21 protein-coding genes, 1 pseudogene and 1 riboswitch are annotated in these 20,361 nt (G+C 71.9%); of the genes and pseudogenes, 11 read left to right on the top strand and 11 right to left on the bottom strand.

The window, feature by feature from the left end; translation table 11 throughout:
• Positions 1-115 precede the first annotated feature (115 nt).
• Entirely contained in the window at positions 116-379 is a 264-nt protein-coding gene (locus ACGFYN_RS33265) for a bacterioferritin-associated ferredoxin (RefSeq protein WP_393869637.1), read from the top strand.
• Here ACGFYN_RS33265 and bfr read toward each other — a convergent pair.
• Positions 376-855, bottom strand: coding sequence for a bacterioferritin (gene bfr, locus ACGFYN_RS33260; protein WP_393869636.1), 480 nt, complete (start codon positions 853-855; stop codon positions 376-378). The two genes, ACGFYN_RS33265 and bfr, sit on opposite strands and share 4 nt — an antisense overlap.
• Positions 856-1,029: 174 nt before the next feature.
• Between bfr and ACGFYN_RS33255 the strand changes: the two genes are divergently transcribed.
• Positions 1,030-1,677, top strand: a complete 648-nt coding sequence (locus ACGFYN_RS33255) for a sulfite oxidase-like oxidoreductase (protein ID WP_393869635.1) — start codon at positions 1,030-1,032, stop codon at positions 1,675-1,677.
• 16 nt (positions 1,678-1,693) lie between these two features.
• Here the strand turns inward: ACGFYN_RS33255 and ACGFYN_RS33250 are convergent, their stop codons facing one another.
• The 6 genes and pseudogenes from ACGFYN_RS33250 to thiO all read right to left on the bottom strand — a co-directional run bounded on the left by ACGFYN_RS33250 (position 1,694) and on the right by thiO (position 7,355).
• A complete protein-coding gene (locus ACGFYN_RS33250) occupies positions 1,694-2,188 on the bottom strand; it encodes a DUF4396 domain-containing protein (RefSeq protein ID WP_393869634.1) in 495 nt (164 codons plus the stop codon).
• Between the two features lie 19 nt (positions 2,189-2,207).
• Positions 2,208-3,133, bottom strand: a pseudogene (locus ACGFYN_RS33245) (deoxyribonuclease IV).
• Between the two features lie 34 nt (positions 3,134-3,167).
• Positions 3,168-5,087 carry a Stk1 family PASTA domain-containing Ser/Thr kinase gene (gene pknB / locus ACGFYN_RS33240; RefSeq protein WP_393869633.1) on the bottom strand — a complete coding sequence of 640 codons (1,920 nt, stop codon included), beginning with the start codon at positions 5,085-5,087 and terminating at the stop codon, positions 3,168-3,170.
• Positions 5,088-5,205: 118 nt separating this feature from the next.
• The gene (locus ACGFYN_RS33235; protein WP_393869632.1) at positions 5,206-6,000 is read right to left on the bottom strand and encodes a thiazole synthase; all 795 of its coding nucleotides are present in this window, start codon (positions 5,998-6,000) and stop codon (positions 5,206-5,208) included.
• Positions 6,001-6,003: 3 nt separating this feature from the next.
• Positions 6,004-6,204, bottom strand: a complete 201-nt coding sequence (gene thiS / locus ACGFYN_RS33230; protein ID WP_393869631.1) for a sulfur carrier protein ThiS — start codon at positions 6,202-6,204, stop codon at positions 6,004-6,006.
• A complete protein-coding gene (gene thiO / locus ACGFYN_RS33225; RefSeq protein ID WP_393869630.1) occupies positions 6,201-7,355 on the bottom strand; it encodes a glycine oxidase ThiO in 1,155 nt (384 codons plus the stop codon). Before thiO ends, thiS begins: the two co-directional genes overlap by 4 nt.
• Positions 7,353-7,464: riboswitch (TPP riboswitch) on the bottom strand. It overlaps the preceding gene by 3 nt.
• 53 nt (positions 7,465-7,517) lie before the next feature.
• Here thiO and ACGFYN_RS33220 point away from each other — a divergent pair.
• The 6 genes from ACGFYN_RS33220 (at position 7,518) to ACGFYN_RS33195 (ending at position 12,394) form a co-directional block, all read left to right on the top strand.
• Complete coding sequence (locus ACGFYN_RS33220; protein ID WP_393869629.1) at positions 7,518-7,859, top strand: hypothetical protein; 342 nt, start codon at positions 7,518-7,520, stop codon at positions 7,857-7,859.
• Positions 7,860-7,904: 45 nt separating this feature from the next.
• Positions 7,905-9,146 (top strand): NAD(P)/FAD-dependent oxidoreductase, encoded by a 1,242-nt coding sequence (locus ACGFYN_RS33215; protein WP_393869628.1) that lies wholly within the window; start codon positions 7,905-7,907, stop codon positions 9,144-9,146.
• A gap of 65 nt (positions 9,147-9,211) precedes the next feature.
• Positions 9,212-9,577 carry an Rv2175c family DNA-binding protein gene (locus ACGFYN_RS33210; protein WP_393869627.1) on the top strand — a complete coding sequence of 122 codons (366 nt, stop codon included), beginning with the start codon at positions 9,212-9,214 and terminating at the stop codon, positions 9,575-9,577.
• A 140-nt stretch (positions 9,578-9,717) separates the two neighbouring features.
• Positions 9,718-10,374: a thiamine phosphate synthase gene (gene thiE, locus ACGFYN_RS33205; protein ID WP_393869626.1), complete on the top strand. Its 657-nt coding sequence runs from the start codon at positions 9,718-9,720 to the stop codon at positions 10,372-10,374.
• A gap of 98 nt (positions 10,375-10,472) precedes the next feature.
• Positions 10,473-11,396: a methylenetetrahydrofolate reductase [NAD(P)H] gene (gene metF / locus ACGFYN_RS33200; RefSeq protein ID WP_393869625.1), complete on the top strand. Its 924-nt coding sequence runs from the start codon at positions 10,473-10,475 to the stop codon at positions 11,394-11,396.
• Positions 11,397-11,452: 56 nt separating this feature from the next.
• Positions 11,453-12,394, top strand: coding sequence for a hypothetical protein (locus ACGFYN_RS33195; RefSeq protein ID WP_393869624.1), 942 nt, complete (start codon positions 11,453-11,455; stop codon positions 12,392-12,394).
• A 36-nt stretch (positions 12,395-12,430) separates the two neighbouring features.
• On the opposite strand, the gene ACGFYN_RS33190 is transcribed toward ACGFYN_RS33195, so the two are convergent.
• The 4 genes from ACGFYN_RS33190 to ACGFYN_RS33175 all read right to left on the bottom strand — a co-directional run bounded on the left by ACGFYN_RS33190 (position 12,431) and on the right by ACGFYN_RS33175 (position 17,868).
• The gene (locus ACGFYN_RS33190) at positions 12,431-13,912 is read right to left on the bottom strand and encodes a phytoene desaturase family protein (RefSeq protein ID WP_393869623.1); all 1,482 of its coding nucleotides are present in this window, start codon (positions 13,910-13,912) and stop codon (positions 12,431-12,433) included.
• 494 nt (positions 13,913-14,406) lie between these two features.
• Entirely contained in the window at positions 14,407-15,042 is a 636-nt protein-coding gene (locus ACGFYN_RS33185; protein WP_393869622.1) for a TetR/AcrR family transcriptional regulator, read from the bottom strand.
• A 47-nt stretch (positions 15,043-15,089) separates the two neighbouring features.
• Positions 15,090-17,174: a YhgE/Pip family protein gene (locus tag ACGFYN_RS33180; RefSeq protein WP_393869621.1), complete on the bottom strand. Its 2,085-nt coding sequence runs from the start codon at positions 17,172-17,174 to the stop codon at positions 15,090-15,092.
• On the bottom strand, positions 17,146-17,868 hold the full coding sequence (locus ACGFYN_RS33175) for an ATP-binding cassette domain-containing protein (protein ID WP_393869620.1): 723 nt from the start codon (positions 17,866-17,868) through the stop codon (positions 17,146-17,148). The genes ACGFYN_RS33180 and ACGFYN_RS33175 overlap by 29 nt, the downstream gene beginning before the upstream one ends.
• Positions 17,869-18,029: 161 nt before the next feature.
• On the opposite strand from ACGFYN_RS33175, the gene ACGFYN_RS33170 reads away from it, so the two are divergent.
• The 3 genes from ACGFYN_RS33170 (at position 18,030) to ACGFYN_RS33160 (ending at position 20,209) form a co-directional block, all read left to right on the top strand.
• On the top strand, positions 18,030-18,596 hold the full coding sequence (locus ACGFYN_RS33170; protein ID WP_393869619.1) for an SAV_6107 family HEPN domain-containing protein: 567 nt from the start codon (positions 18,030-18,032) through the stop codon (positions 18,594-18,596).
• Positions 18,597-18,768: 172 nt separating this feature from the next.
• Entirely contained in the window at positions 18,769-19,539 is a 771-nt protein-coding gene (locus tag ACGFYN_RS33165) for a methyltransferase (protein WP_393869618.1), read from the top strand.
• 277 nt (positions 19,540-19,816) lie between these two features.
• Complete coding sequence (locus tag ACGFYN_RS33160; RefSeq protein ID WP_232648209.1) at positions 19,817-20,209, top strand: DUF3040 domain-containing protein; 393 nt, start codon at positions 19,817-19,819, stop codon at positions 20,207-20,209.
• Positions 20,210-20,361: the final 152 nt, after the last annotated feature.

Genomic DNA, 20,361 nt, shown 5'->3' with positions numbered 1-20,361 from the left:
GGGCGCGGATCACATACGATCCGCGCCCCGCTCCACTTTTGCGCTTCCTGTCCGCCGGGTAAGGTTAGGTTAGCCTCACCGATCATCGGGGAGAGCGATCCGACCCCGCCCGGAGGTGAGCCGCGTGTACGTCTGCAGTTGTTTCGGGATCACCGAGCAGCAGGTCAAGCAGCACGCGGAGGACGGTGCCTGCACCCCCCGCCAGATAGCCTCCGCCTGCAAGGCGGGCACGGACTGCGGTTCCTGCGTCCGTCGCATCCAGTCGGTTCTCGGTCGCGGCGCAACCCCGCGCCCCGAGCTCGTGGAGCGGGGCGAGCCGGCCCTCACCGACCGCGCCCGCACCGAGCCTGCCTACGCCGAACTGGACGAGGCGGCCTAGCTCTCCGGCTGCTCGACCAGCTGCGCGATGTAGAGCGCATCACCGAGCTTCTCGAGAAGCTCCAGCTGGGTGTCCAGGTAGTCGATGTGGTGCTCCTCGTCCTCGAGGATCGACTCGAAGATGTTGGCGGACGTGATGTCGCCCTTCTCGCGCATCACCTTGATGCCCCGCTTGAGGCGGTCGATGGCCTCGACCTCGACCTGCCGGTCCGCCTCGAACATCTCCTTGACGGTCTGTCCCACGCGTACGTGGAAGAGCCGCTGGTAGTTCGGCAGCCCTTCGAGAAAGAGGATGCGGTCGGTGAGCACCTCCGCATGCTTCATCTCGTCGAAGGACTCGTGACGCGTGTACTTCGCGAGCTTCGTCCAACCGAAGTTCTCCTGCATCTTCGCGTGCAGGAAGTACTGGTTGATCGCGGTCAGCTCACCGGTGAGCTGCTCGTTGAGGAATTCGATGACCTCGGGGTCGCCCTGCATCGCAGAGGCTCCTTCCGCGCGGGGGGAACTGGCAGGTTGGGCCGCATGATTGCACCGGCATCCAAGATCGTCCAGTAAGTCTTCACTTAGTAAGTAAGTGCATGCTTAATCGCAATTGCCCTTGTTTGGAGAGGCCGGTCAGGTGCACCGTTCCCGGTCTGTCAGGATGGAGACATGGGTCAGCCGGAGGAGCGTGAATCGGGAGAACACGATTCGGGAGGAGCGGTACAGCCCGAGCTCCCGCCGGGACAGCGGCTGCAACGGGGCTGGCCGGTCACCCACTACGGACCCGTTCCCAAGTTCCGCTCCGAGCGCTGGGAGTTCCGGGTCTTCGGCGCGACCGCGGACGGCGAGAAGCGCTGCTGGACCCATGAGGAGTTCGCGGCCCTTCCGTACACCACCGTCATGGCCGATCTTCACTGCGTGACGAAGTTCAGCATGCTCGGCGCCGAATGGGGCGGCATCCCGGCCCGGACGATCCTGCGGATCGCGCCGCCCGCCCCCGCGGTCACTCATGTGATGGTGTGGGCCGAGTACGGCTTCAGCTCCAACCTGCGCCTCGCGGACTTCGCCTCCGAGCGGACCATCCTCGCCACCCACAAGGACGGCGAGCTGCTGACGGCGGAACACGGCTTCCCGCTGCGCCTCGTCGTCCCCCATCTGTACGCCTGGAAGGGCCCCAAGTGGGTCCGCGGCGTGGAGTACATGACCGCCGACCGCCGCGGCTTCTGGGAGGAGCGCGGCTACCACAACGTCGGCGACCCCTGGAAGGAACAGCGCTACTCCTACCAGGAGGAGCCCGGGGACGGCCCCGAGCTCTGACTCCCGGCGGACGCCGTCAGTGGTGGTACGCGTGCACCACCGCGTGGCCCTTGCCGCGGCCGATCATCCACTTGTTGACAGGCGTCGTCACGACGAAGGCGAGCGCGAGCGAGATCGCCAGCGAGGCCCAGAACAGCAGGTCGCCGAGGGTGGCGTCCATGGCGTCGGGCCACAGCACGATCACGCCGTTGTCGATCAGCTCCATCACGGCGATGGACAGGGTGTCCGCGGCCAGCGCCACCCGGAAGGCCGTACGGAAGCCGACGCCGGCCCTCAGCACGCCGCGCAGCGTGAGCGAGTAGCCGAAGAAGAACGCCAGGACGATCGCCAGGACCGTCGTGGAGAGGTTGCCCCAGCCCAGCGCGGTGCCGATCACCATGCCCAGCACCTCGCCGATGGCGCAGCCGGTGAGGCAGTGCAGGGTCGCCTGGGCGGCCATGCTCCAGGAGGCCCCGGCCGGGTGATGGTGCGCGTGCGGCTGCGCCGGTGAGTGTGCGTGTGTCTCGTGCATGACTGCCCCCAATGTCAGGTCACGGTTCCTGCACCGAGCTGGAACCGTATACCCCATGGGGGTATTCCTTGGCGGACCGTGAATCGCGAAGTTTTTTCAGCGCTCCACGTCCGCAGCGTGTCCCTCCTTGCCGCCGGGCGTCTCGATGATCAGCGGTACGCCCTCGGTCGCGGGGTGGGTCATCAGCGCCCGGAACGGCTCCTCGCCGATGTGACCTGCGCCGATGTTCTCGTGCCGGTCCTTGTGCGCGCCGACGACGTCCTTGGAGTCGTTGGCGTGGATCAGCTTCAGCCGGCCCGCGCCGACCGTGTCCACCAGCAGGTCCAGCGTCTGGTGCATGCCGACCGGCCCGGTCACGTCGTGCCCGGCCGCGAAGATGTGGCAGGTGTCCAGGCAGACGCCCAGCTTGGGGTGGGCGTCCAGCGCCTCGAAGTACGGTCCGAAGTCCCAGGTCCGCGAGCACAGCGAGGCGCCCTGCCCGGCCGTCGACTCCAGCAGCAGGAACGGGTCGTCGTCATGGGTGAGCTCGTCCAGCAGCGGCAGCAGATGCTCCCGCACCTGCTTCAGGGCCACGGAGCGGTCCCGGCCGCCGGTGGCGCTGCCCGTGTGCACGACCACGCCGAGCGCCCCGATCTCCCGCCCGCGCCGCAGCGAGTGCCGCATCGACTCCACGGACTTCTCGACGGTCGCCTCGGTGTGCGAACCGAAGTTGATCAGATACGGGGCATGCACGTACGCCGGGATCGACTCGGCCTCGCACACCGCGCGGAACTCCTCGTCCTGCCGCGGACTGCCGGCGGGCGTGGCCCAGCCGCGCGGGTTGGCGACGAAGACCTGCACCGTCTCGGCCTTGAGGTCATGGGCGTAGGACAGGCCGACGGAGCTCAGGCCGCCGGCCACGGGAACGTGGCCGCCGACGGGGTTGCGGGGCTGCAGACTCTTCACCCGCCAAGGGTGTCACGCGGTACGAAGTGCTCCGTCACCGGATCTTGATGGTGATCGTCGACCCCTTGGGCGCCTTGTCCCCGCCCTTCACGGACTGGTCCTTGACGGTGTCGCCGAACAGGCCCAGCAGCCCGCGGTCCTCGCTGACCTTGAAGCCGGCGCCCTCGAGCGTCTGCTTCGCGTCGTCGACGCTGTCACCCTTGACGTCCGGGACCTCGACCATCACCGGGCCCTTGGAGAGGGTCAGCGTGACCGTGTCGCCCTCGGCGGCCTGGCCGTCGCCCGCGGGCGTCTGCGTGGCGACCTGGCCCTTGTCGAACTCGGAGTTGACCCGCTCCGGGGCGATCTTCACCGCCAGGCCCGCATCCTCCAGGTCGCCCTTCGCGTCCTCCAGGTCCTCCCCGGTGACGTCCGGGACGTCGACGGGGCTGCCCTTGCTCACGACCAGCGCGATCGCCGAGCCCGCGTGCCGGGTCGTGCCCGCCTCGGGGTCGGTGGAGATCACGGAGCCCTTGTCGACGTCGTCGCTGAACTCGCGGGTGACCATGCCGGGCTCCAGGGCGGCCTTCTTCAGCTGGGCCCTGGCCTGGCCCAGCGGCCGGCCCTCCAGGTCCGGCACCCGCACGGTCTCCGGGCCGTCGGAGATGGTGAGCGTCACGGCGGCGTTGTCACGGATACGGCTGCCCGGTACCGGGTCCGAGCTGATGACCGTGCCCCGCTTGACCGTGTCGCTGTAGGCGTGCTGGACCTTGCCGAGGTCGAGCCCGGCGTCCCCGAGCTGCTTCCGCGCCTCGGTCTGGGTCTTCGCCAGCACCGGCGGGACCTTGGTGAACTGGCCGGAGTTGATGTACCAGACGCCGGCGCCGACCCCGAGGACCAGCAGCACGGCGAGGACGATCGCGACCGGACCGCGCCGGGCGCCCGCGCCGCGCCGCCGCGGCGGCAGGGGTGGCGGACTCTCCAGCCGGCTGGTGCGCAGGACGTCGTCCTCGTGCACCGGCAGGGGATGCTGCATCGCCAGGGCGCGCGGGATCACGCTCGTACGGTCCTGGGAGATGTCCATGTGGCCCGCGGCGAGGGCCTGCGGCGGCATCGCGTCGAGCTGGTCCGCGTCGAGCGCGGCGCGCACGTCACGCGTGTGTGCGAGCAGCGCCACCGCGTCCTGCGGACGCCGGTCCGGGGTGCGGGCGGTGGCCACCGCGACCAGCTCGTCCAGCTCGTACGCCAGCCCCGGCACGGCGGCCGAGGGCGGCGGGACGTCCTCGTGGATGTGCTTGTAGAGGACGGTCGCCGGCGAGTCCCCGCCGTGCGGCCGGTCGCCGGTCAGCATCTCGTACAGGACGACACCGCACGCGTACACGTCGACCCGGGGGTCGGCGATGCCGTGCTCGATCTGCTCCGGTGCGAGGTAGGAGACCGTGCCGAGGACGGTCCCCGTCGTGCTGGTGACCGTGTTCACCGCGCGGACCAGCCCGAAGTCGGCGACCTTCACCCGGCCGTCGTCCCCTATCAGCACGTTCTCCGGCTTCATGTCCCGGTGCACGAAACCGGCCCGGTGCGCGGCACCGAGGGCGGCGAGGACCGGCTCCAGGATGTCCAGGGCGGCGCGCGGCTGCAGCGCCCCGCGCTCGCGCAGCACGTCGCGCAGGGTGCACCCGGCGACGTACTCCATGGCGAGATAGACGTACGACCCGTCGGTGCCCTGGTCGAAGACCTGCACCACGTTCGGGTGGGCCAGCCGGGCGACCGACTTCGCCTCCCGGATGAAGCGCTCGACGAAGGTGCCGTCGGCGGCGAGCGTCGGGTGCATCACCTTCAGCGCGAGCACGCGGTCCAGGCGGGTGTCCAGGGCCCGGTAGACCGTGGCCATGCCGCCGACCGCGATCCGCGCGTCCACGCGATAGCGCCCGTCGAGCACCTGCCCGACCAGAGGGTCCTGAAGGGTCGTATCCACGCAGGTGAGTGTACGAGCCGTGACCGACAGGACCGTCCCTTCCTGCCGGATCGGGGCGTGACTGCAGCCGACCTGTGACGGACCTCGCACCGGTTCTCGAGGGCCGTCGAACGCGCGTTCAGAACGCGGGACGCTCGGGATCCAGGTGCGCGCGCCCCTCCCGCGGCGAGGACGCCTCGGCGAAATGACGGCGCGGAATGCGGCCCGCCCGGTGCGCGAGCCTGCCCGCCTCCACGGCGTGTTTCATGGCCTCCGCCATCAGCTGCGGCTCCCGCGCCCGCGTCACCGCGGAGGCGAGCATCACACCCGCGCACCCCAGCTCCATCGCGAGCGCCGCGTCCGAGGCCGTACCGGCGCCCGCGTCCAGGATCACCGGCACGCGCGCGTGCTCGGTGATGAGCTGGAAGTTGTGCGGGTTGCGGATGCCGAGACCGGAGCCGATGGGCGAGCCGAGCGGCATGATCGCCGCGCAGCCGGTGTCCTCCAGCTTCCGGGCGAGGACGGGGTCGTCGTTGGTGTACGGCAGCACCGTGAAGCCGTCGTCGACCAGGGTCTCGGCGGCGTCGAGCAGCTCGATCGGGTCGGGCAGAAGGGTGCGCTCGTCGGCGATCACCTCAAGTTTGATCAGTTCGGTGCCGAGTGCCTCGCGCGCCAGGCGAGCGGTCAGCACCGCCTCCCCGGCGGTGAAGCAGCCCGCCGTGTTCGGCAGCACCTGGATGCCGAGCCGGTCCAGGACGGACAGCACCGAGCCGTGCACCGAGGGGTCCACGCGCCGCATCGCGACCGTCGTCAGCTCTGTGCCGGACGCCACCAGCGCCCGCTCCAGCACGTCGAGGCTGGGGGCACCGCCGGTGCCCATGATCAGGCGGGACGTGAAGGCCGTACCGCCGATGACGAAGGGATCGTCGGCCATGGGTCAGCCTCCTTGGACGGCGGTGAGGACCTCGACGCGGTCCCCCTCGGAGAGGGAGGTCGACGGCCACTGGGCGCGCGGGACGACGGTTTCGTTGAGGGCGGCGGCGACTCCGGAGGGGGCCGGGGCCAGCGTCCGCACGACGGTGTCGAGAGCGGTGCCGGAGGCGAACTGCCGGGGCTCTCCGTTGACGGAGATGTTCATGCGGGCTGCTCCACGCGCGCGAAGCGCCTCGGGGTGAACGGGCGGGCCTCGTCCGGGAGTTCGCCGGTGGCCAGGACATGCGCCATGGCGTCGCCGGTGACCGGCGTGAGCAGCACGCCGTTGCGGTGGTGCCCGGTGGCCAGCAGCAGCCCGGGCAGCTGTGTCGGGCCGAGCAGGGGCGCGTTGTCGGGGGAGCCCGGGCGCAGTCCCGCGCGCGTCTCCGTCAGCGGCAGCTCGGTGATGCCGGGGACCAGCTCGTGCGCGTCGCGCAGCAGCTCGTACACCCCGCCCGCGGTGACCGTCGTGTCCCAGCCGAGCTCCTCGGTGGTCGCGCCGATCACCAGCTCGCCGTTCTCACGCGGCACCAGGTAGACCTGGCTGCCGCGCACCACGGCGCGCACGGTACGGCTCAGGAAGGGCGCGAACCGCTGCGGCACGGTCAGCCGCAGCACCTGCCCCTTCACCGGCCGCACGGGCGGCAGCACGTCGTCCGGGACACCCGGGAGCCGCCCGCTGAGGCTGCCCGCGGCGAGCACCACCTGGCCCGCGCCCAGCTCGGTGCCGTCGGCCGTGGTGACACCGGAGGCCCGGTCCCCCGCGACGTGGAAGCGCTCCGCCCACTGGCGGTGGAAGACCACGCCCGCCCGCTCGCACGCGGCGACCAGCGCGCGTGCCAGCCGCCGCGGGTCGATCTGGTGGTCGCCGTCGACCCGCAGCCCGCCGCGCACGCCGGGTGCGAGCATCGGCTCCAGGCGCCGGCAGTCGCGGCCCGACAGCCACTCCGAGTCCAGGCCCGACTCCCGTTGCAGGGCGTGCAGTTCGCGCAGGTGGGCGCGGTCGTCGGCGTCCAGCGCGACGGCGAGCGTGCCGCACCGGCGGTAGCCGAGGTCGTGGCCGGTGAGGTCGGTGAGCTCGGCCGCGAACTCCGGATAGCGGCGGGCCGAGGCCAGGTTCAGGCCGAGCAGGGTCTGCTCGCCGTAGTGCAGCTCCGTGACCGCGGCGAGCATCCCGGCGGCCACCTGCGCGGCCCCGCCACCCGGTTCGGGGTCCACGACGGCCGTGGCGAACCCGCGCTGCGCGGCGCGCCAGGCCGTGACCAGGCCGATGATTCCGCCCCCGATGACGAGGACGTCTGACGTACGTGACGGCATGGGCGTCCAGCCCCTCCCTTCGCCGGCATGACCCGGATCAGGTTCGTACGGTCGGAGGCCGCCAGCCTCCCTCTCAGCCCGGTGCGTCCGGGCTCCCGCGAGTGCTTGTACGTTGGCCACCCTAGCCCGACCCCCCGCGCCTCTGTAAGGGAGCCTCCTGCCATGCCCCGCTCGCTGGACGGCCTCGTCCTCGCCCCCGTCGCCGACCAGGCCCCAGGTCAGGTGGGTACTCGGACGCGGTTCACGTACCACGAGAAGGACGGCGGGATCTGGGCCGAGTACGCGGGTGGCGACGTCGTACGCGGTCATCTGGTGGGTACCCGGGCCGGTGACCGGCTGGACTTCCGGTACGTCCAGCTCAAGCGGGACGGCACGACGTCCTCGGGGCACTGCGTGTCCACGGTGGTGGAGCTGCCGGACGGGCGCGTGCGGCTGGAGGAGAGCTGGGAGTGGGAGTCGCAGACAGGCAGCGGCACCAGCGTTGTGGAGCAGGTCACTGAGTGAGCACGACTGCTGACTGACAATTTGTCAGTTGGCTAGGGTGATCAGGTGAGCGAGCAGACGCAGGAGACGGGCGGGCCGCCCCCGCGGCGCGTGGTCGTGGTGGGCGCGGGCATGGCCGGTGTGCAGTGCGCGGTGGCCCTGCGCGAACAGGGCTTCACCGGCCGCGTGACGCTGATCGGCGCCGAGCCCCACCAGCCCTACGACCGGCCCCCGCTGTCCAAGGCCGTCCTGCTCGGCAAGTCCGAGGGCTCCGCCTTCGACGTCGACTTCGAGGCGCTCGGCATCGAACTCCGGCTCGGGTGCGAGGTGCTGGGCCTGCGCCCCGGCGAGCACGAACTGGACACCGAGGCCGGGCCCGTCCCCTACGACGTCCTGGTGCTCGCCACCGGTGCCGAACCGATCCGCCTGCCGGGCGCCGAGGGCGTCCCCGGCGTGCATCTGCTGCGCACCCTGGACGACGCCGAGCGGCTGCGGCCCGTGCTCGCCCGGCAGCACGACATCGTGGTGGTCGGCGCGGGCTGGATCGGCGCCGAGTTCGCCACGGCCGCGCGCGAGGCGGGCTGCGCCGTGACGGTCGTCGAGGCGGCCGACCGGCCGCTCGCGGGCGCGCTGCCGGCCGAGGTGGCCGCGCCGATGGCCGCCTGGTACGCCGACGCCGGCGTCGAACTGCGCACGCACGCGCGCGTGGAGCGCGTCGAGCCGGGCGCGGTCGTCCTCGACGACGGATCACGGCTGCCCGCGGGCGCCGTAGTGGTCGGCATCGGCGCACGCCCCGCCACGGCCTGGCTGACCGGCTCCGGCATAGAGCTCGGAACGCACCACGAGGTCGTCGCCGACGCCCATCTGCGCACCTCGGCGCCGGACGTCTACGCCGTCGGCGACTGCGCCTCCTTCCCCTCGGGGCGGTACGGCGAGCGCCTGCTGGTCCACCACTGGGACAACGCCCTCCAGGGGCCGCGCACGGTGGCCGAGAACATCGTCGGCGGGGCCACCGGTGCGCCACCGGCCGTCTACGACCCCGTTCCGTACTTCTGGTCGGAGCAGTTCGGCCGTTTCGTCCAGTACGCCGGCCACCACGCCTGTGCCGACACGACCCTGTGGCGCGGCGACCCGTCCGGGCCCGCGTGGTCCGTCTGCTGGCTGCGCGAGGGCCGCCTGGTCGGCCTGCTCGCGGTCGGCCGGCCCAGGGACCTGGCGCAGGGCAGGCGGCTGATCGAGGCCGGCACCCCGATGGACGCCGAGCGCATCGGGGATCCGGCAAGGCCCCTGAAGGCCGCCACGACGTGACGCGGAACCCCAGGTCGGGCCAGTCCGGCTTCCGACTGTCAGTGCGGGATGGCAGGCTTGATTCCGTGACCGAGATTGACGCAAACATCGATGCTCTCGTCCCCGCCTGGCTCACCCTCCCCGACATCGCAGAGATGCTCGATGTCGAGGTGACGCGAGTGCGGCAGCTGGTCAAGGAGGGCCAGCTCATCGCCGTACGCCGTGGTGAGAACCGAGCACTGCACGTCCCCGCCGCCTTCATCGACGGGGACAAGGTCGTCAAGGGCCTGGCCGGCACCCTGACGCTCCTGCGCGACGACGGCTTCACCGACGAGGAGATGCTCGAGTGGCTCTTCACTCCCGACGAGAGCCTGCCGGGCACCCCCGCCCAGGCCCTCAGTGAGAATCGAGGCACGGAGGTGAAGCGCCGCGCCCAGGCGCTCGCCGTCTGAGCCGAACTCGCTGATCCGAACACCGTCCGGCGTACGGGCCGGGGCCCGCGTGAGCCACGACCGTGGTTCACTGCGGCCCGCGGACCGAAGCTTCGCGCGGGCCCGCGGCCCGTACGCCACCGACAACGGGGGACACCCACATGCCCGGCACCGCAGCCACCGCACGCGCCCGCCTCGCCGACGCCCGCGTCTACCTCTGCACGGACGCGCGCAGGCGCCAGGGGGATCTGCCGGAGTTCCTGGACGCCGTCCTGGCGGGCGGCGTCGACATCGTGCAGCTGCGCGACAAGGGCATGGAGGCGGGCGAGGAGCTGGAGCACCTCGCGGTCTTCGCGGACGCCTGCGCCCGCCACGGCAGGCTGCTCGCGGTCAACGACCGCGCGGACGTCGCGCACGCAGCCGGCGCCGATGTCCTCCACCTCGGCCAGGGCGACCTCCCGGTCCCCGCGGCCCGCGCGATCCTCGGCGACGACGTCCTGGTCGGCCGTTCGACACACGCGGAGTCCGAGGCCGCCGCGGCCGCCGTCCAGGAGGGCGTCGACTACTTCTGCACCGGACCCTGCTGGCCGACCCCGACCAAGCCGGGCCGCCACGCCCCAGGACTCGACCTGGTCCGGTACACCGCCTCCCTCGGCACCGACCGCCCCTGGTTCGCCATCGGCGGCATCGACCTCACCAACCTCGACCAGGTGCTCGACGCCGGAGCCCGCCGGGTCGTGGTCGTCCGCGCGATCACCGAAGCGGAGGACCCGGGCGCCGCGGCGGCGGAGTTCGCCAAGAGGCTGCGGCAGGCGTGATCGCGCCGGCTGTCCGAGGCGTGGACAGCAGGTCGACAATTCGGGTAAAAATCCCGCGTTCGGTTGGGGGACCGCCGCCCCCTGGTTAACCTGCGAGTATGGCCCTCGGAACCGCATCCACAAGGACTGATCGCGCACGCACCGTGCGGGACATGCTCGCCACGGGCAAGACGACGTACTCCTTCGAGTTCTCGGCGCCCAAGACGCCCGAGGGTGAGCGGAACCTGTGGAGCGCGCTGCGCAGGGTCGAGGCCGTGGCTCCCGACTTCGTCTCCGTGACCTACGGCGCCGGCGGCTCGACCCGCGCCGGCACGGTCAAGGAGACCGAGCAGATCGTCGCCGACACCACGCTGACCCCGGTCGCCCACCTCACCGCGGTCAACCACTCCATCGCCGAGCTGCGCAACATCATCGGCCAGTACGCCGACGCCGGGATCCGCAACATGCTCGCCGTGCGCGGCGACCCGCCCGGCGACCCCATGGGGGACTGGGTGCAGCACCCGAAGGGCCTCGTCTACGCCGCGGACCTCGTCCAGCTCATCAAGGAGTCCGGCGACTTCTGCGTGGGCGTCGCGGCCTTCCCGGAGATGCATCCGCGCTCCGACGACTGGGACACCGACGTCACCCACTTCGTGAACAAGTGCCGGGCCGGCGCCGACTACGCCATCACGCAGATGTTCTTCCAGCCGGAGTCCTATCTGCGGCTGCGCGACCGTGTCACCGCGGCCGGCTGCGAGACCCCCGTCATCCCCGAAGTGATGCCGGTGACCAGTGTGAGGATGCTGGAACGGCTGCCACAGCTCAGCAACGCCCACATCCCGTCCGTCCTGAAAGAGCGGATCCTCACAGCAAAAGACGATCCGGCCGCTGTACGCTCCATTGGCATTGAATACGCCACGGAGTTCTGCGCACGGCTGCTGGCCGAGGGAGTGCCAGGACTGCACTTCATCACGCTCAACAACTCCACGGCGACGCTGGAAATCTACGAGAACCTGGGCCTGCACCACCCACCGCAGGCCTAGACCGGCCGCACCGGAGTACGACACACTGCGTAGCGGCGACTGGGAGAGGGGCGTACATGGGCTGGACGGTCCTCTACATCGCGTTCGGAATCGTCGCGCTGTGGCTGCTCGGCGAGGTGCTGCTGCAGTACAAGGCACGGCTGCGCTGGCGGCTGCTCGCGTTCGCGGGCTTCCTGGGTGTCGTCATCGGGGTGCTGATCCCCTCGGTGATCGTCATCGGTCTGGGCGCGGCCGCGTTCGCCGTCGGCCAGACCTACGTCACCCTCTCCTTCCGCCGCGGCTTCTCCGCGGGCTGGGCGGTCAAGCGCCCCGAGGGTGAGGACGGCAGCAAGCGGCGGCGCGGCAGGGCGGAGCACCAGGACCCGACTCTGGAGGTCTCCGACCTCGAGCCGGGCGACGGCGGATACGAGGAGCGGGACGCGTACACCCGCGAGAACGTCGCCTTCAACGACGACTACGACCGCGACGACGTCTTCACGCCCGCCCATCAGGCCCAGCCCACGGCCGCCGAGAGCACCGCGGTGTACGAGCCGCAGCCCATGCCCGACGACACCGGTTCGTACGGCATATACGACAACGCCGCGTACGCCGGCGCGGGCCAGGCCCAGGACCAGTACGCGGCGACCGCCCAGGGCGCCGACCAGGCCTACGCCTACGACTACTCGGGCTACGACCAGCAGCAGCAGTACGGCTACGACACCGGCGCTCAGCAGCAGTACGCCGCCTACTCCGACCCGTACATCGGCACGCAGACCTACGGCGGCTACGACGCCACCTACGGGCAGCAGTACGGCCAGCAGGGCTACGGCCAGGACCAGCAGCAGTACGGCACCGGCGGATACGGCGGCGAGACCCCGTCCGGCGGGGTGTGGGTCCCGCAGCAGCGCACCGACGAGACCTACGGCGGCGAGCTCCCGCCGGAGCAGCCCTACCCCTACCAGGGCGACGGCCAGGGCCAGCCGCAGGGGAACGGGTTCGACGAGCAGTACCGCTTCTGAGCGCCCGTCGCCTCCGCATCCCTCAGCGGACGGCGCTCACTGAGAACCCCTGAACTCCGGTCCCTCCACGATGAGTCCGGCCACCAGCGCGCCGGACATGCCCGCGTGGGGGAGGCCGCCGCCGGGGTGCGACCAGCCGCCGACCCGGTAGAGCCCCGGCAGGCGGGTGGTGTTGGCCGGGTGCAGGAAGCGCCCGTGTCCGGCGGCCAGCGATGGCGCGGACACTCCGCCGAGGCCGGCGCCCGCCTCCACCTCGCGCCAGAGGATCCGCTCCCGCAGCCCCGGTATCGCGGTCTCCGCCGCGGCTACGAGTGCGTCGGCGAGGGCCTCGTGCCGTGCGGGCAGGTGCCGGCCGTCGCCGGACGGGACCACCGCGGACAGGACCACCGACTCGTGCTCCCCGTCCGGCCGCAGCGCCGGGTCGTCCGGCCGCAGCACGGTCACCGTGGGCCGGACGGGCTCGGGCGAGGGAGACTCGAGAGAGTCCAACTCGGCCGTGCGGTCCGGGGCGTGGACGACCGTGCGATGCACCGCAGCGGCCTCCCGCGGGCCGCGCAGCGCCAGCAGCACGGTGAACCGTCCGGGGCGGGGACCGGTGTCGGGCCGTACGTCACCTTCGTCGTCGAGCCGGTGCTGCGTCAGCTCCCGCAGCTGTACGGGATGCACATCGGCGACCACGTGGTCGGCCTCCGCCACAGAACCGTCCGCCAACTCCACACCCGCCGCCCGGCCGTCCTTCTCCAGCACGCCCGTCACCTCTGCGCCGAAGCGGAACTCGACCCTGCGGGCCAGGCACCGCTCGTACACCGCGCGCGCCAACTCCCTTGTGCCGCCGCGGACATACCAGGTTCCGAAGGCGTGCTCCATGTACGCCAGCACGGCGGCGCTCGCCGGAGCGGTGCGCGGATCCAGGCCGTACGCGAGGGCGTGGCTCTCCAGGAGCGCGGCGAGCCGGGGGTCGCGCAGCTCCCAGGCGCCGATCTCGGCGAGCGTGGCCGCCCGGCGGGTGCGCAGCAGCCGCTTGTGCGGGACCGACGGGTACGGCTCGCGGTCCGCCAGCACCGGCCAGTCGGGCCACAGCGGCTCCTCCAGCAGCGGGCGGCGGGTGCGGTCCCAGGCCTCGCGGGCCCGCACCAGGAAGTCGCCCCAGCGGCCGCCGGCGCCGGACCCGAGCGCCTGGTCCAGCGCGGCGACGACGCCCGCGCGCGAGGCGTTGGGCAGTGCCGCCTCGGTGCCGTCCGCGAACACGTGCCGTGAGGACGGGTCGACCTGGACCAGCTCGACGCACGCCTCCAGCGGCTCCTTGCCGGTCTTGACGAACAGATCGCGCCAGACGGCGGGCAGGGTCAGCAGTCCGGGACCGGCGTCGAAGCCGAAGCCGTCCCGCTCGAAGCGGCGCACCTCCCCGCCGTACGTCTCCGCACGCTCGTACACCGTCACCCGGTGGCCCGCGACGGCCAGCCGGGCGGCGGCCGCCATCGCGCCCGTCCCGGCGCCGATCACCGCAATCCGTCCCATGCCTGCGACTTTATCGACCGCCACCGACAGTCACTGAGGGCGCGGTCCGCCTCAGCAGAACCGCCGGGAGAGTACGGACGCGGGCGCGCTGGTAACCAGTCGGCAACGGAGCGTCCTGGGGGTGAGTGCGCAGTGCTGAGTATCCGTACCTAGTGACGGAGATGAGTAGCCGCGCGGATGGGCTGCGACCTGCGCGAACGAGACAGTGGTGACACGGAAAAGGGGCTTGGCTCCGGCACCGGCGACACGGGGCGCCGGAACGGAGCCGCCCTCGATCCGCTCCTTCCGCCGGCCGCGCGTCGGCGGGAGCGAGGCACGGGGGAACCCGGGGGAACGACCGAAATCGGGGGCCCAGCGGGGGGAAGTGAAAACGGGGGAGCACGAGAAGGCGCCGGTTCGAGGTGGCCCGCGGGGGACGCGGCCACAACGGACCGGCGCTTTCGTGTCCGTACGTGCGTCGGCCTACTGGCGTGATCGGCGGCGCGGTGGCGTGCTCACCGGCGGCCGGGCCCGCTCACGCGCCCCTGGAGCAGCCGGGACAGCGCCGCGTGCACGTCGTCCAGGGAGCGCTCCGGCTGGAAGGACTGCCAGTCCAGTGCGGCCACCAGCACCATGCCGACCAGTGCCGACGCGGTCAGCGGCACGTCGATCTCGTCGCTGAACTCGCCGTTCGCCACGCCCTCGCGCAGTACGTCCTCGACGACCGAGACCGCCTGCTGCCTGACCACCATCAGCGTGGACTGCCAGGCCCGGTTGGTGCGCCACATCTCCGCCACGTAGAGCTGCGTGAAGGCGGGGTAGCGGTCGATGAAGACGAGACCGGCGCGGATCATCGCGTCCAGGGCGTCCACCTTGCTCCCGCCGTCCCTGGCCGTCTTCTCGGCCGCCTCCCGTAGGGACGCGGCGAGGAGTCCGACGCCGTGCCGCAGCAGCTCCTCGAAGAGGACGGACTTGCTCGCGAAGTTGTAGTAGACCGTGCCCTTCGCCACCCCGGCCCGCTCCGCGATCTCGTCCACCGTGGTGGCGGAGAAGCCCTGCTCGGCGATGAGCGTGACGGCCGCCTCGTAGAGCTTCTGCCGGGTGGCCTCGCGGCGCGTGCTGCCGCCCGAGGCGGTGCTGCTGCTTTCCATGGCCCTGATTCTCACAGGAGCCGTGGCCCCGGACGGCACCGCGGCGCTCACAGGGTCAGCTCCGGGTGCAGCCGGTCCAGCGTCCACACCTGCCGGCGGCGGGCCGACAGCGCGGTGAGCGCCAGGGCGCCCACGGTGAACGCGGTGAGCACCACGCACGCGTGCCACACCGGTCCCAGGCCGCCGCCCGTGATGAGCCGCCTGAGGGACTCCACGACGTAGCTCATCGGCAGGAAGGGGTGCAGCGCGTTGAAGAAGCCCGGGCTCGTCTGTACGGGGTACGTGCCGCCCGCGGACGTCAGCTGGAGCATCAGCAGGGCGAGGACGAGGATCCGGCCCGCCGCCCCGAAGCGTGCGTTCAGCCACTGCACGATCGCCCCGAAGCACGCCGTCACCAGGAACAGGAAGCCGATCGTGCCGGCCGCCCGCACCATCTGCAGGCCGATCGCCCAGTGCAGCACGGCCATCAGGGCCACCGTCTGCAGCACGCCGATCGCCACTACCGGGAGCCAGCCCGCGAGCGCGATCCGCCAGGCCGGGGCGCCCGTGGCGAGCGCGCGCCGGTTCATCGGCGCGATCAGCATGTACGCCACCATCGCGCCCACCCACAGGGACAGCGGGATGAAGTAAGGGGCGAACCCGGTGCCGTAGTTGGGCGCCTTGTGCAGGTCCTTGGAGACGAGGTGGACCGGGTCGGCCATGACCCCGGTGCGCCGGTCGCGGTCCTTCTTGTCGTAGTCCGGGATCTTCCCGGCGCCGTCGTGCAGCCCGCCCGCGAGCTTGCCGGAGCCGTCGGCGAGCTTGAACATGCCGCCGTTGAGGTCCTCGGCGCCGGTCTTCAGCTTGCCGACCCCCTCGTCCAGGTCGGCCGCGCCGCCGGAGGCCGTGCCGAGCCCCTTGTGCAGCTTCTTGGCGCCCGCGGCCACCTTCCCGGCGCCGTCGTTCAGCTTGTTGACCTTGGCGACGGCGTCGTCCAGGTCCTCGGAGAGGTGCGGCGCGCGCTTCGCGAGCGCCTGCGCCTGCTGCTGGAGGGTGGCCAGGTTCCGGTCGAGCTTCTTCAGGTCGCCGTCCTGGTCGCCGATCAGCGTGTTGAGGTCGTCGGCGATCGTCTCCACGTCGTCGGCCGCCTCCTTCGCCTTCTTCAGGTCGGAGCAGGCCGCGTCCGGCAGCACGGGCTGCTCGCAGCGCACCCGGTAGACGTCGTCCAGCGTGTCGGCGGCCGCGTGCGCGCCCTTGGCGGCGACCGGGGCCGTCCTGACCAGGGTGGCGAGGTTGTGGCGGATCGTCTTGGAGGAGTCGGCGACCAGTTGGGCGGTGTCCCCGATGGTCTTCTCGTTGTCCTTGAGGAACGGGCCGGCCTTCTTGTCGACCGCGTTGACCTTGTCGGCGAGGGTCTGCGTGCCCGCCGCGACCTGCTGGGAGCCGTCCTCCAGAGCGCCCGCGCCCGTGTTGAGCTTCTTCAGGCCCTTGGAGAGCTTGCCACTGCCGCTCTTGGCGTCGTCGAGCCCGTCGGCGAGGTCCTTGGAGCCCTTCTCCGCCTTGCCGATCCCGCCGTTGAGCTTGTCGGCCCCGTCGGCGGCCTTCACCGTCGCGCCGTGGATGTCGGAGAACGAGATGAAGATCTTGTCCAGGAAGGACCGCGACGCCTTGGTGGACGCGGCCTGGCGCACCTCGCTGAACACCGTCCGCGAGATCTGCCCGACGATGTAGTTGTTGGCGTCGTTCGTGCGCACCTGGAGCGCGCCCGTCTCGGGGGAGTCGCCCGCGCTGGACGCGATCCGGTCGCTGAAGTCGGCCGGCATGGTCAGCGACAGGTAGTACGTGCCGTCCTCCACGCCCGCGCGTGCCTCGTCGGCGCTCACCTCGTGCCAGTCGAAGACGTCGCTGTCGCGCAGCCCCTTGGTCAGGTCGTCGCCCGCGGCGATCCTCTTCCCGTCGGCCGTCGCCCCCTTGTCGTCGTTGACGAGCGCCACGGGGATGCGGTCCAGGCGGCCGTACGGGTCCCAGAACGACCACAGGTACAGCGCGCCGTACAGCAGCGGCAGCACCAGGAGCGCCACCAGGGCGGCCCGGGGCAGCCTGCCCCTGCCGAACCGCCTCAGCTCAAGCGCGGCCAGTTTCGGCGATCGCATCGGCCTTCTCCTTTCCCGTGGTGACGACGACCGCGTTCTCGGGGGCCTCGCTGCACACCGCCACGACCGTCGTGCCGGACTCGGCGATCGACCTCAACAGCGCCCAGACCTCGTCCCGTTCGGTGTCCGAGAGCTTCAGGTCGGTGTCGTCGACGCCGAGCATCCGGGGCCGGCCGAGCAGGGCGAGCGCGATGGACAGCCGCAGCGCCTCCATTCGTTCGAGATCGCGTACGGCCGTGCGCGTGCCCTTGGGCAGGGCGTCCCGGTCCAGGCCCGCGGTGGCCAGCGCGGTGTCGATCCGCAGCTTCGCCTCGGCCGCGCGCTCGCCGCGCGGCCGCAGCAGCGCGCGCAGCGAGTCGCCGAACCGCCTCTGCAGCAACGCCCGTTCGTGCAGATGCTCGGCCACAGTCAGGGCCGGCTCGAGCTCGGCCACCCCGGCGACGTGCGCGAGCCCGCCCACCCGCCGTACGGCCGCCATCTGCTTGGGCAGCCTGCACTCGCCGACCTCGGCCTCGCCCGCGGTGGGCTTCATCCGCCCCGTGAGCACGAGCAACAGGCATGTACGGCCGGAACCGGACGGCCCTTCGATCGCGATGAGCGAGCCGGGCTCCGCTTCGAACGTGACGTCGCGGAAAGCCCAGCCGCGCGGGCCCTTGAGGCCCAGCCCGCGGGCGGTGACTCCGACACCGGACATGATCCCCCCACCCCCTGAATTTGAACTGACTGGTCAGTGCAAAAACTATCCCGAACCTTCGATCGAAGCAAAGTCGCAGGTCAGAACGGATTGTCAGTGGCATAGCGCACGATGGACACATACGGCCACTAAGCCGTCACGCAGACGACAGGAGGTTCGTCATGGCCAGCTACCACGCAGCAGCCGCCCGCCGGCGCCGCGCCACCGGCCCTGCCCCCTCACTGACCGGCCCGGCGAGCGACGTGCACCCCGTGCTCCGCCGGACCACGGCCCCGCCCGCCGCCCTCGACCTCCTCGCCCAGGCCCGCGCCGGGCTGGACGAGGCAGCCGTCCTCGAGACACCCAACGAGCGCTATGCCACGGCCCACCTCGCAGCCCTGCGCACGGCCGCCGCGGTGCTCGCGGCACGAGGGCGCCCGGAGCCGTCGTCCCGACGGCGTGCCCGCATCCGGAGCGCTTGGGAAGTGCTCCCCGAGATAGCGCCCGAACTGACCGAGTGGAGCGTGCTGTTCGCGTCCGGGGCCCGGCGCCGTGCCCGCGCCGAGGCCGGCATCCAGGGCGCGGCCAGCCGCCGGGACGCCGACGACCTGATACGCGACGTGGCGATGTTCCTGCGCCTCGTCGAGCGGATGCTCGTCCTCCAGCCCGTCCTCCCGCAGCCGCGCCAGGACGCCGACCACCCGCAGACCGAGGCGGAGAGCGACCGTGACTTACCGGACACGGGCTGAACGCGTCCGCCGTACGAGACGATCGGCGGGGCACGCCACCGCAGTGACCAGGCGGGGCACCGGAGGCAATAGGGTGGAAGGCGCCTGAAGCCTTCCCTCCCGCGCAGGGACGGGAGGCAGCCCGTTCGCTCCGCCGTGCAAGGGGCGGTGCCGCGCCGAGGAGTCAACTGCCGTGTCGGACCCGATGCGACCCCGAGCCTCTCTCCGTACCGCCGTGGTCTGGGAGGTCCTCCAGGAGGCCCTCGAACGCCGGGTGAAGTCCACGGGCCGGGAGTCTCTGGACGTCCTCGACACCGGGGGCGGCAGCGGCAACTTCGCGGTGCCCGTCGCCCGCCTCGGCCACCGGGTCACCGTCGTCGACCCCAGCCCGAACGCACTGTTCGCCCTGGAGCGCCGCGCAGCCGAGGCCGACGTCGCCGACCGGGTGAAGGGTGTCCAGGGCGACGCCCACGGCCTCTTCGACGTGGTCGAGCGCGGCGGCTACGACGCGGTGCTGTGCCACGGCGTCCTGGAGTACGTCGACGACCCGGCTGACGGCGTGCGCAACACCGTGGCCGCGCTGCGGTCCGAGGGCGTCCTCAGCCTGCTCGCCGCGGGCCTCGGCGGCGCCGTGCTCGCGCGCGCCCTGGCCGGTCACTTCAAGGAGGCCCGGCAGGCCCTCGAGAACCCGGACGGCCGCTGGGGCGAGGGCGACCCCGTGCCGCGCCGCTTCACCGCCGAGCAGCTCTGCGCGCTGGTCGAGGGAGCGGGCCTCAGGGTCGGCGCCGTGCACGGCGTGCGGGTCTTCGCCGACCTCGTCCCGGGCGTCCTGGTCGACACCGAACCCGGCGCCCTGGAGGCGCTGCTGAAGCTGGAGGAGGCGGCGGCCCAGTCCCCCGCCTTCCACTCCGTCGCCACCCAGCTCCACGTGCTCGGCGAGACGCAGGGGGCCTCCGGGGCCTGAACCGCCTCGTGCGGTGCGCCGCTGATCAGGGACTAGGCCGCACATGGAGTACGCCACAGGCCCCCCGATCGGGCGCGTAGCGCCGTATGATCGAGGGAGACCGCCCGGCATGACGGGTCGGCCGTTGGGGAATGCAGGATTCAACGAGCCGGGGCGTTCATGGCGGGCACCGGTTGGTCAATTGGCGCAGAGGGGCGGGTTTCACGGGGGCGATTCCCTGCCTATCCTGAAGGGACCCCCCGGGTCGCCCCGGCGACTGCACGATGAGGAGGACTCCGTGCCGCTCTCGGAGCACGAGCAGCGCATGCTCGAGCAAATGGAGCGAGCGCTGTATGCCGAAGATCCCAAGTTCGCGACAGCGCTTGAGGGAAGCGGGCTGCGTACGTACACCCGGCGACGGGTCTACCAGGCGGTCGCGGGCTTCCTCGTGGGTATCGCGCTCCTCATGGCTGGAATGGTCGCCAAGCAGGTGTGGCTCAGCGTGGTGGGCTTCCTGGTCATGCTGGGGTGCGCCGTGCTCGCCGTGACCGGTTGGCGCAAAGCTCCCAAGCCGGGTGAACAACCCGCCGCCGGTGCCCCGCACGCGCGTCGTCAGGGACGGCAGAAGCGTTCGATGATGGACCGTATCGAGCAGCGCTGGCAGCGCCGGCGCGACGAACAGGGCCACTGACACCTCGTCCACACAGGTGAGGGGGGGGGGGGCCCCCCCCCGGGGGGCCCCCCCCCCCCCCGCCCCCGCCCCCGCCCCGCCCCCCCGGCGCCCCCCCCCCGCCCCCCCCCCCCCCCCGCCCCCGCGCCGGCCCCCCCCCCCCCCCCCCCCCC

It is taken from the genome of Streptomyces sp. NPDC048419 (assembly GCF_043200415.1).
Classification (GTDB): Bacteria; Actinomycetota; Actinomycetes; order Streptomycetales; family Streptomycetaceae; genus Streptomyces.
Note: the sequence above shows the minus strand (reverse complement) of the source record. Positions and strands in the feature narration are given on the sequence as shown.

Bases quoted from the DNA above. Each gene is read 5' to 3' on its own strand.
- bfr (WP_393869636.1), bottom strand. From the start codon at position 855: ATGCAGGGCGACCCCGAGGTCATCGAATTCCTCAACGAGCAGCTCACC.
- ACGFYN_RS33255 (WP_393869635.1), top strand. From the start codon at position 1,030: ATGGGTCAGCCGGAGGAGCGTGAATCGGGAGAACACGATTCGGGAGGA.
- ACGFYN_RS33250 (WP_393869634.1), bottom strand. From the start codon at position 2,188: ATGCACGAGACACACGCACACTCACCGGCGCAGCCGCACGCGCACCAT.
- ACGFYN_RS33235 (WP_393869632.1), bottom strand. From the start codon at position 6,000: ATGGCCGACGATCCCTTCGTCATCGGCGGTACGGCCTTCACGTCCCGC.
- thiS (WP_393869631.1), bottom strand. From the start codon at position 6,204: ATGAACATCTCCGTCAACGGAGAGCCCCGGCAGTTCGCCTCCGGCACC.
- thiO (WP_393869630.1), bottom strand. From the start codon at position 7,355: ATGCCGTCACGTACGTCAGACGTCCTCGTCATCGGGGGCGGAATCATC.
- ACGFYN_RS33220 (WP_393869629.1), top strand. From the start codon at position 7,518: ATGCCCCGCTCGCTGGACGGCCTCGTCCTCGCCCCCGTCGCCGACCAG.
- thiE (WP_393869626.1), top strand. From the start codon at position 9,718: ATGCCCGGCACCGCAGCCACCGCACGCGCCCGCCTCGCCGACGCCCGC.
- metF (WP_393869625.1), top strand. From the start codon at position 10,473: ATGGCCCTCGGAACCGCATCCACAAGGACTGATCGCGCACGCACCGTG.
- ACGFYN_RS33195 (WP_393869624.1), top strand. From the start codon at position 11,453: ATGGGCTGGACGGTCCTCTACATCGCGTTCGGAATCGTCGCGCTGTGG.
- ACGFYN_RS33190 (WP_393869623.1), bottom strand. From the start codon at position 13,912: ATGGGACGGATTGCGGTGATCGGCGCCGGGACGGGCGCGATGGCGGCC.
- ACGFYN_RS33185 (WP_393869622.1), bottom strand. From the start codon at position 15,042: ATGGAAAGCAGCAGCACCGCCTCGGGCGGCAGCACGCGCCGCGAGGCC.
- ACGFYN_RS33180 (WP_393869621.1), bottom strand. From the start codon at position 17,174: ATGCGATCGCCGAAACTGGCCGCGCTTGAGCTGAGGCGGTTCGGCAGG.
- ACGFYN_RS33175 (WP_393869620.1), bottom strand. From the start codon at position 17,868: ATGTCCGGTGTCGGAGTCACCGCCCGCGGGCTGGGCCTCAAGGGCCCG.
- ACGFYN_RS33170 (WP_393869619.1), top strand. From the start codon at position 18,030: ATGGCCAGCTACCACGCAGCAGCCGCCCGCCGGCGCCGCGCCACCGGC.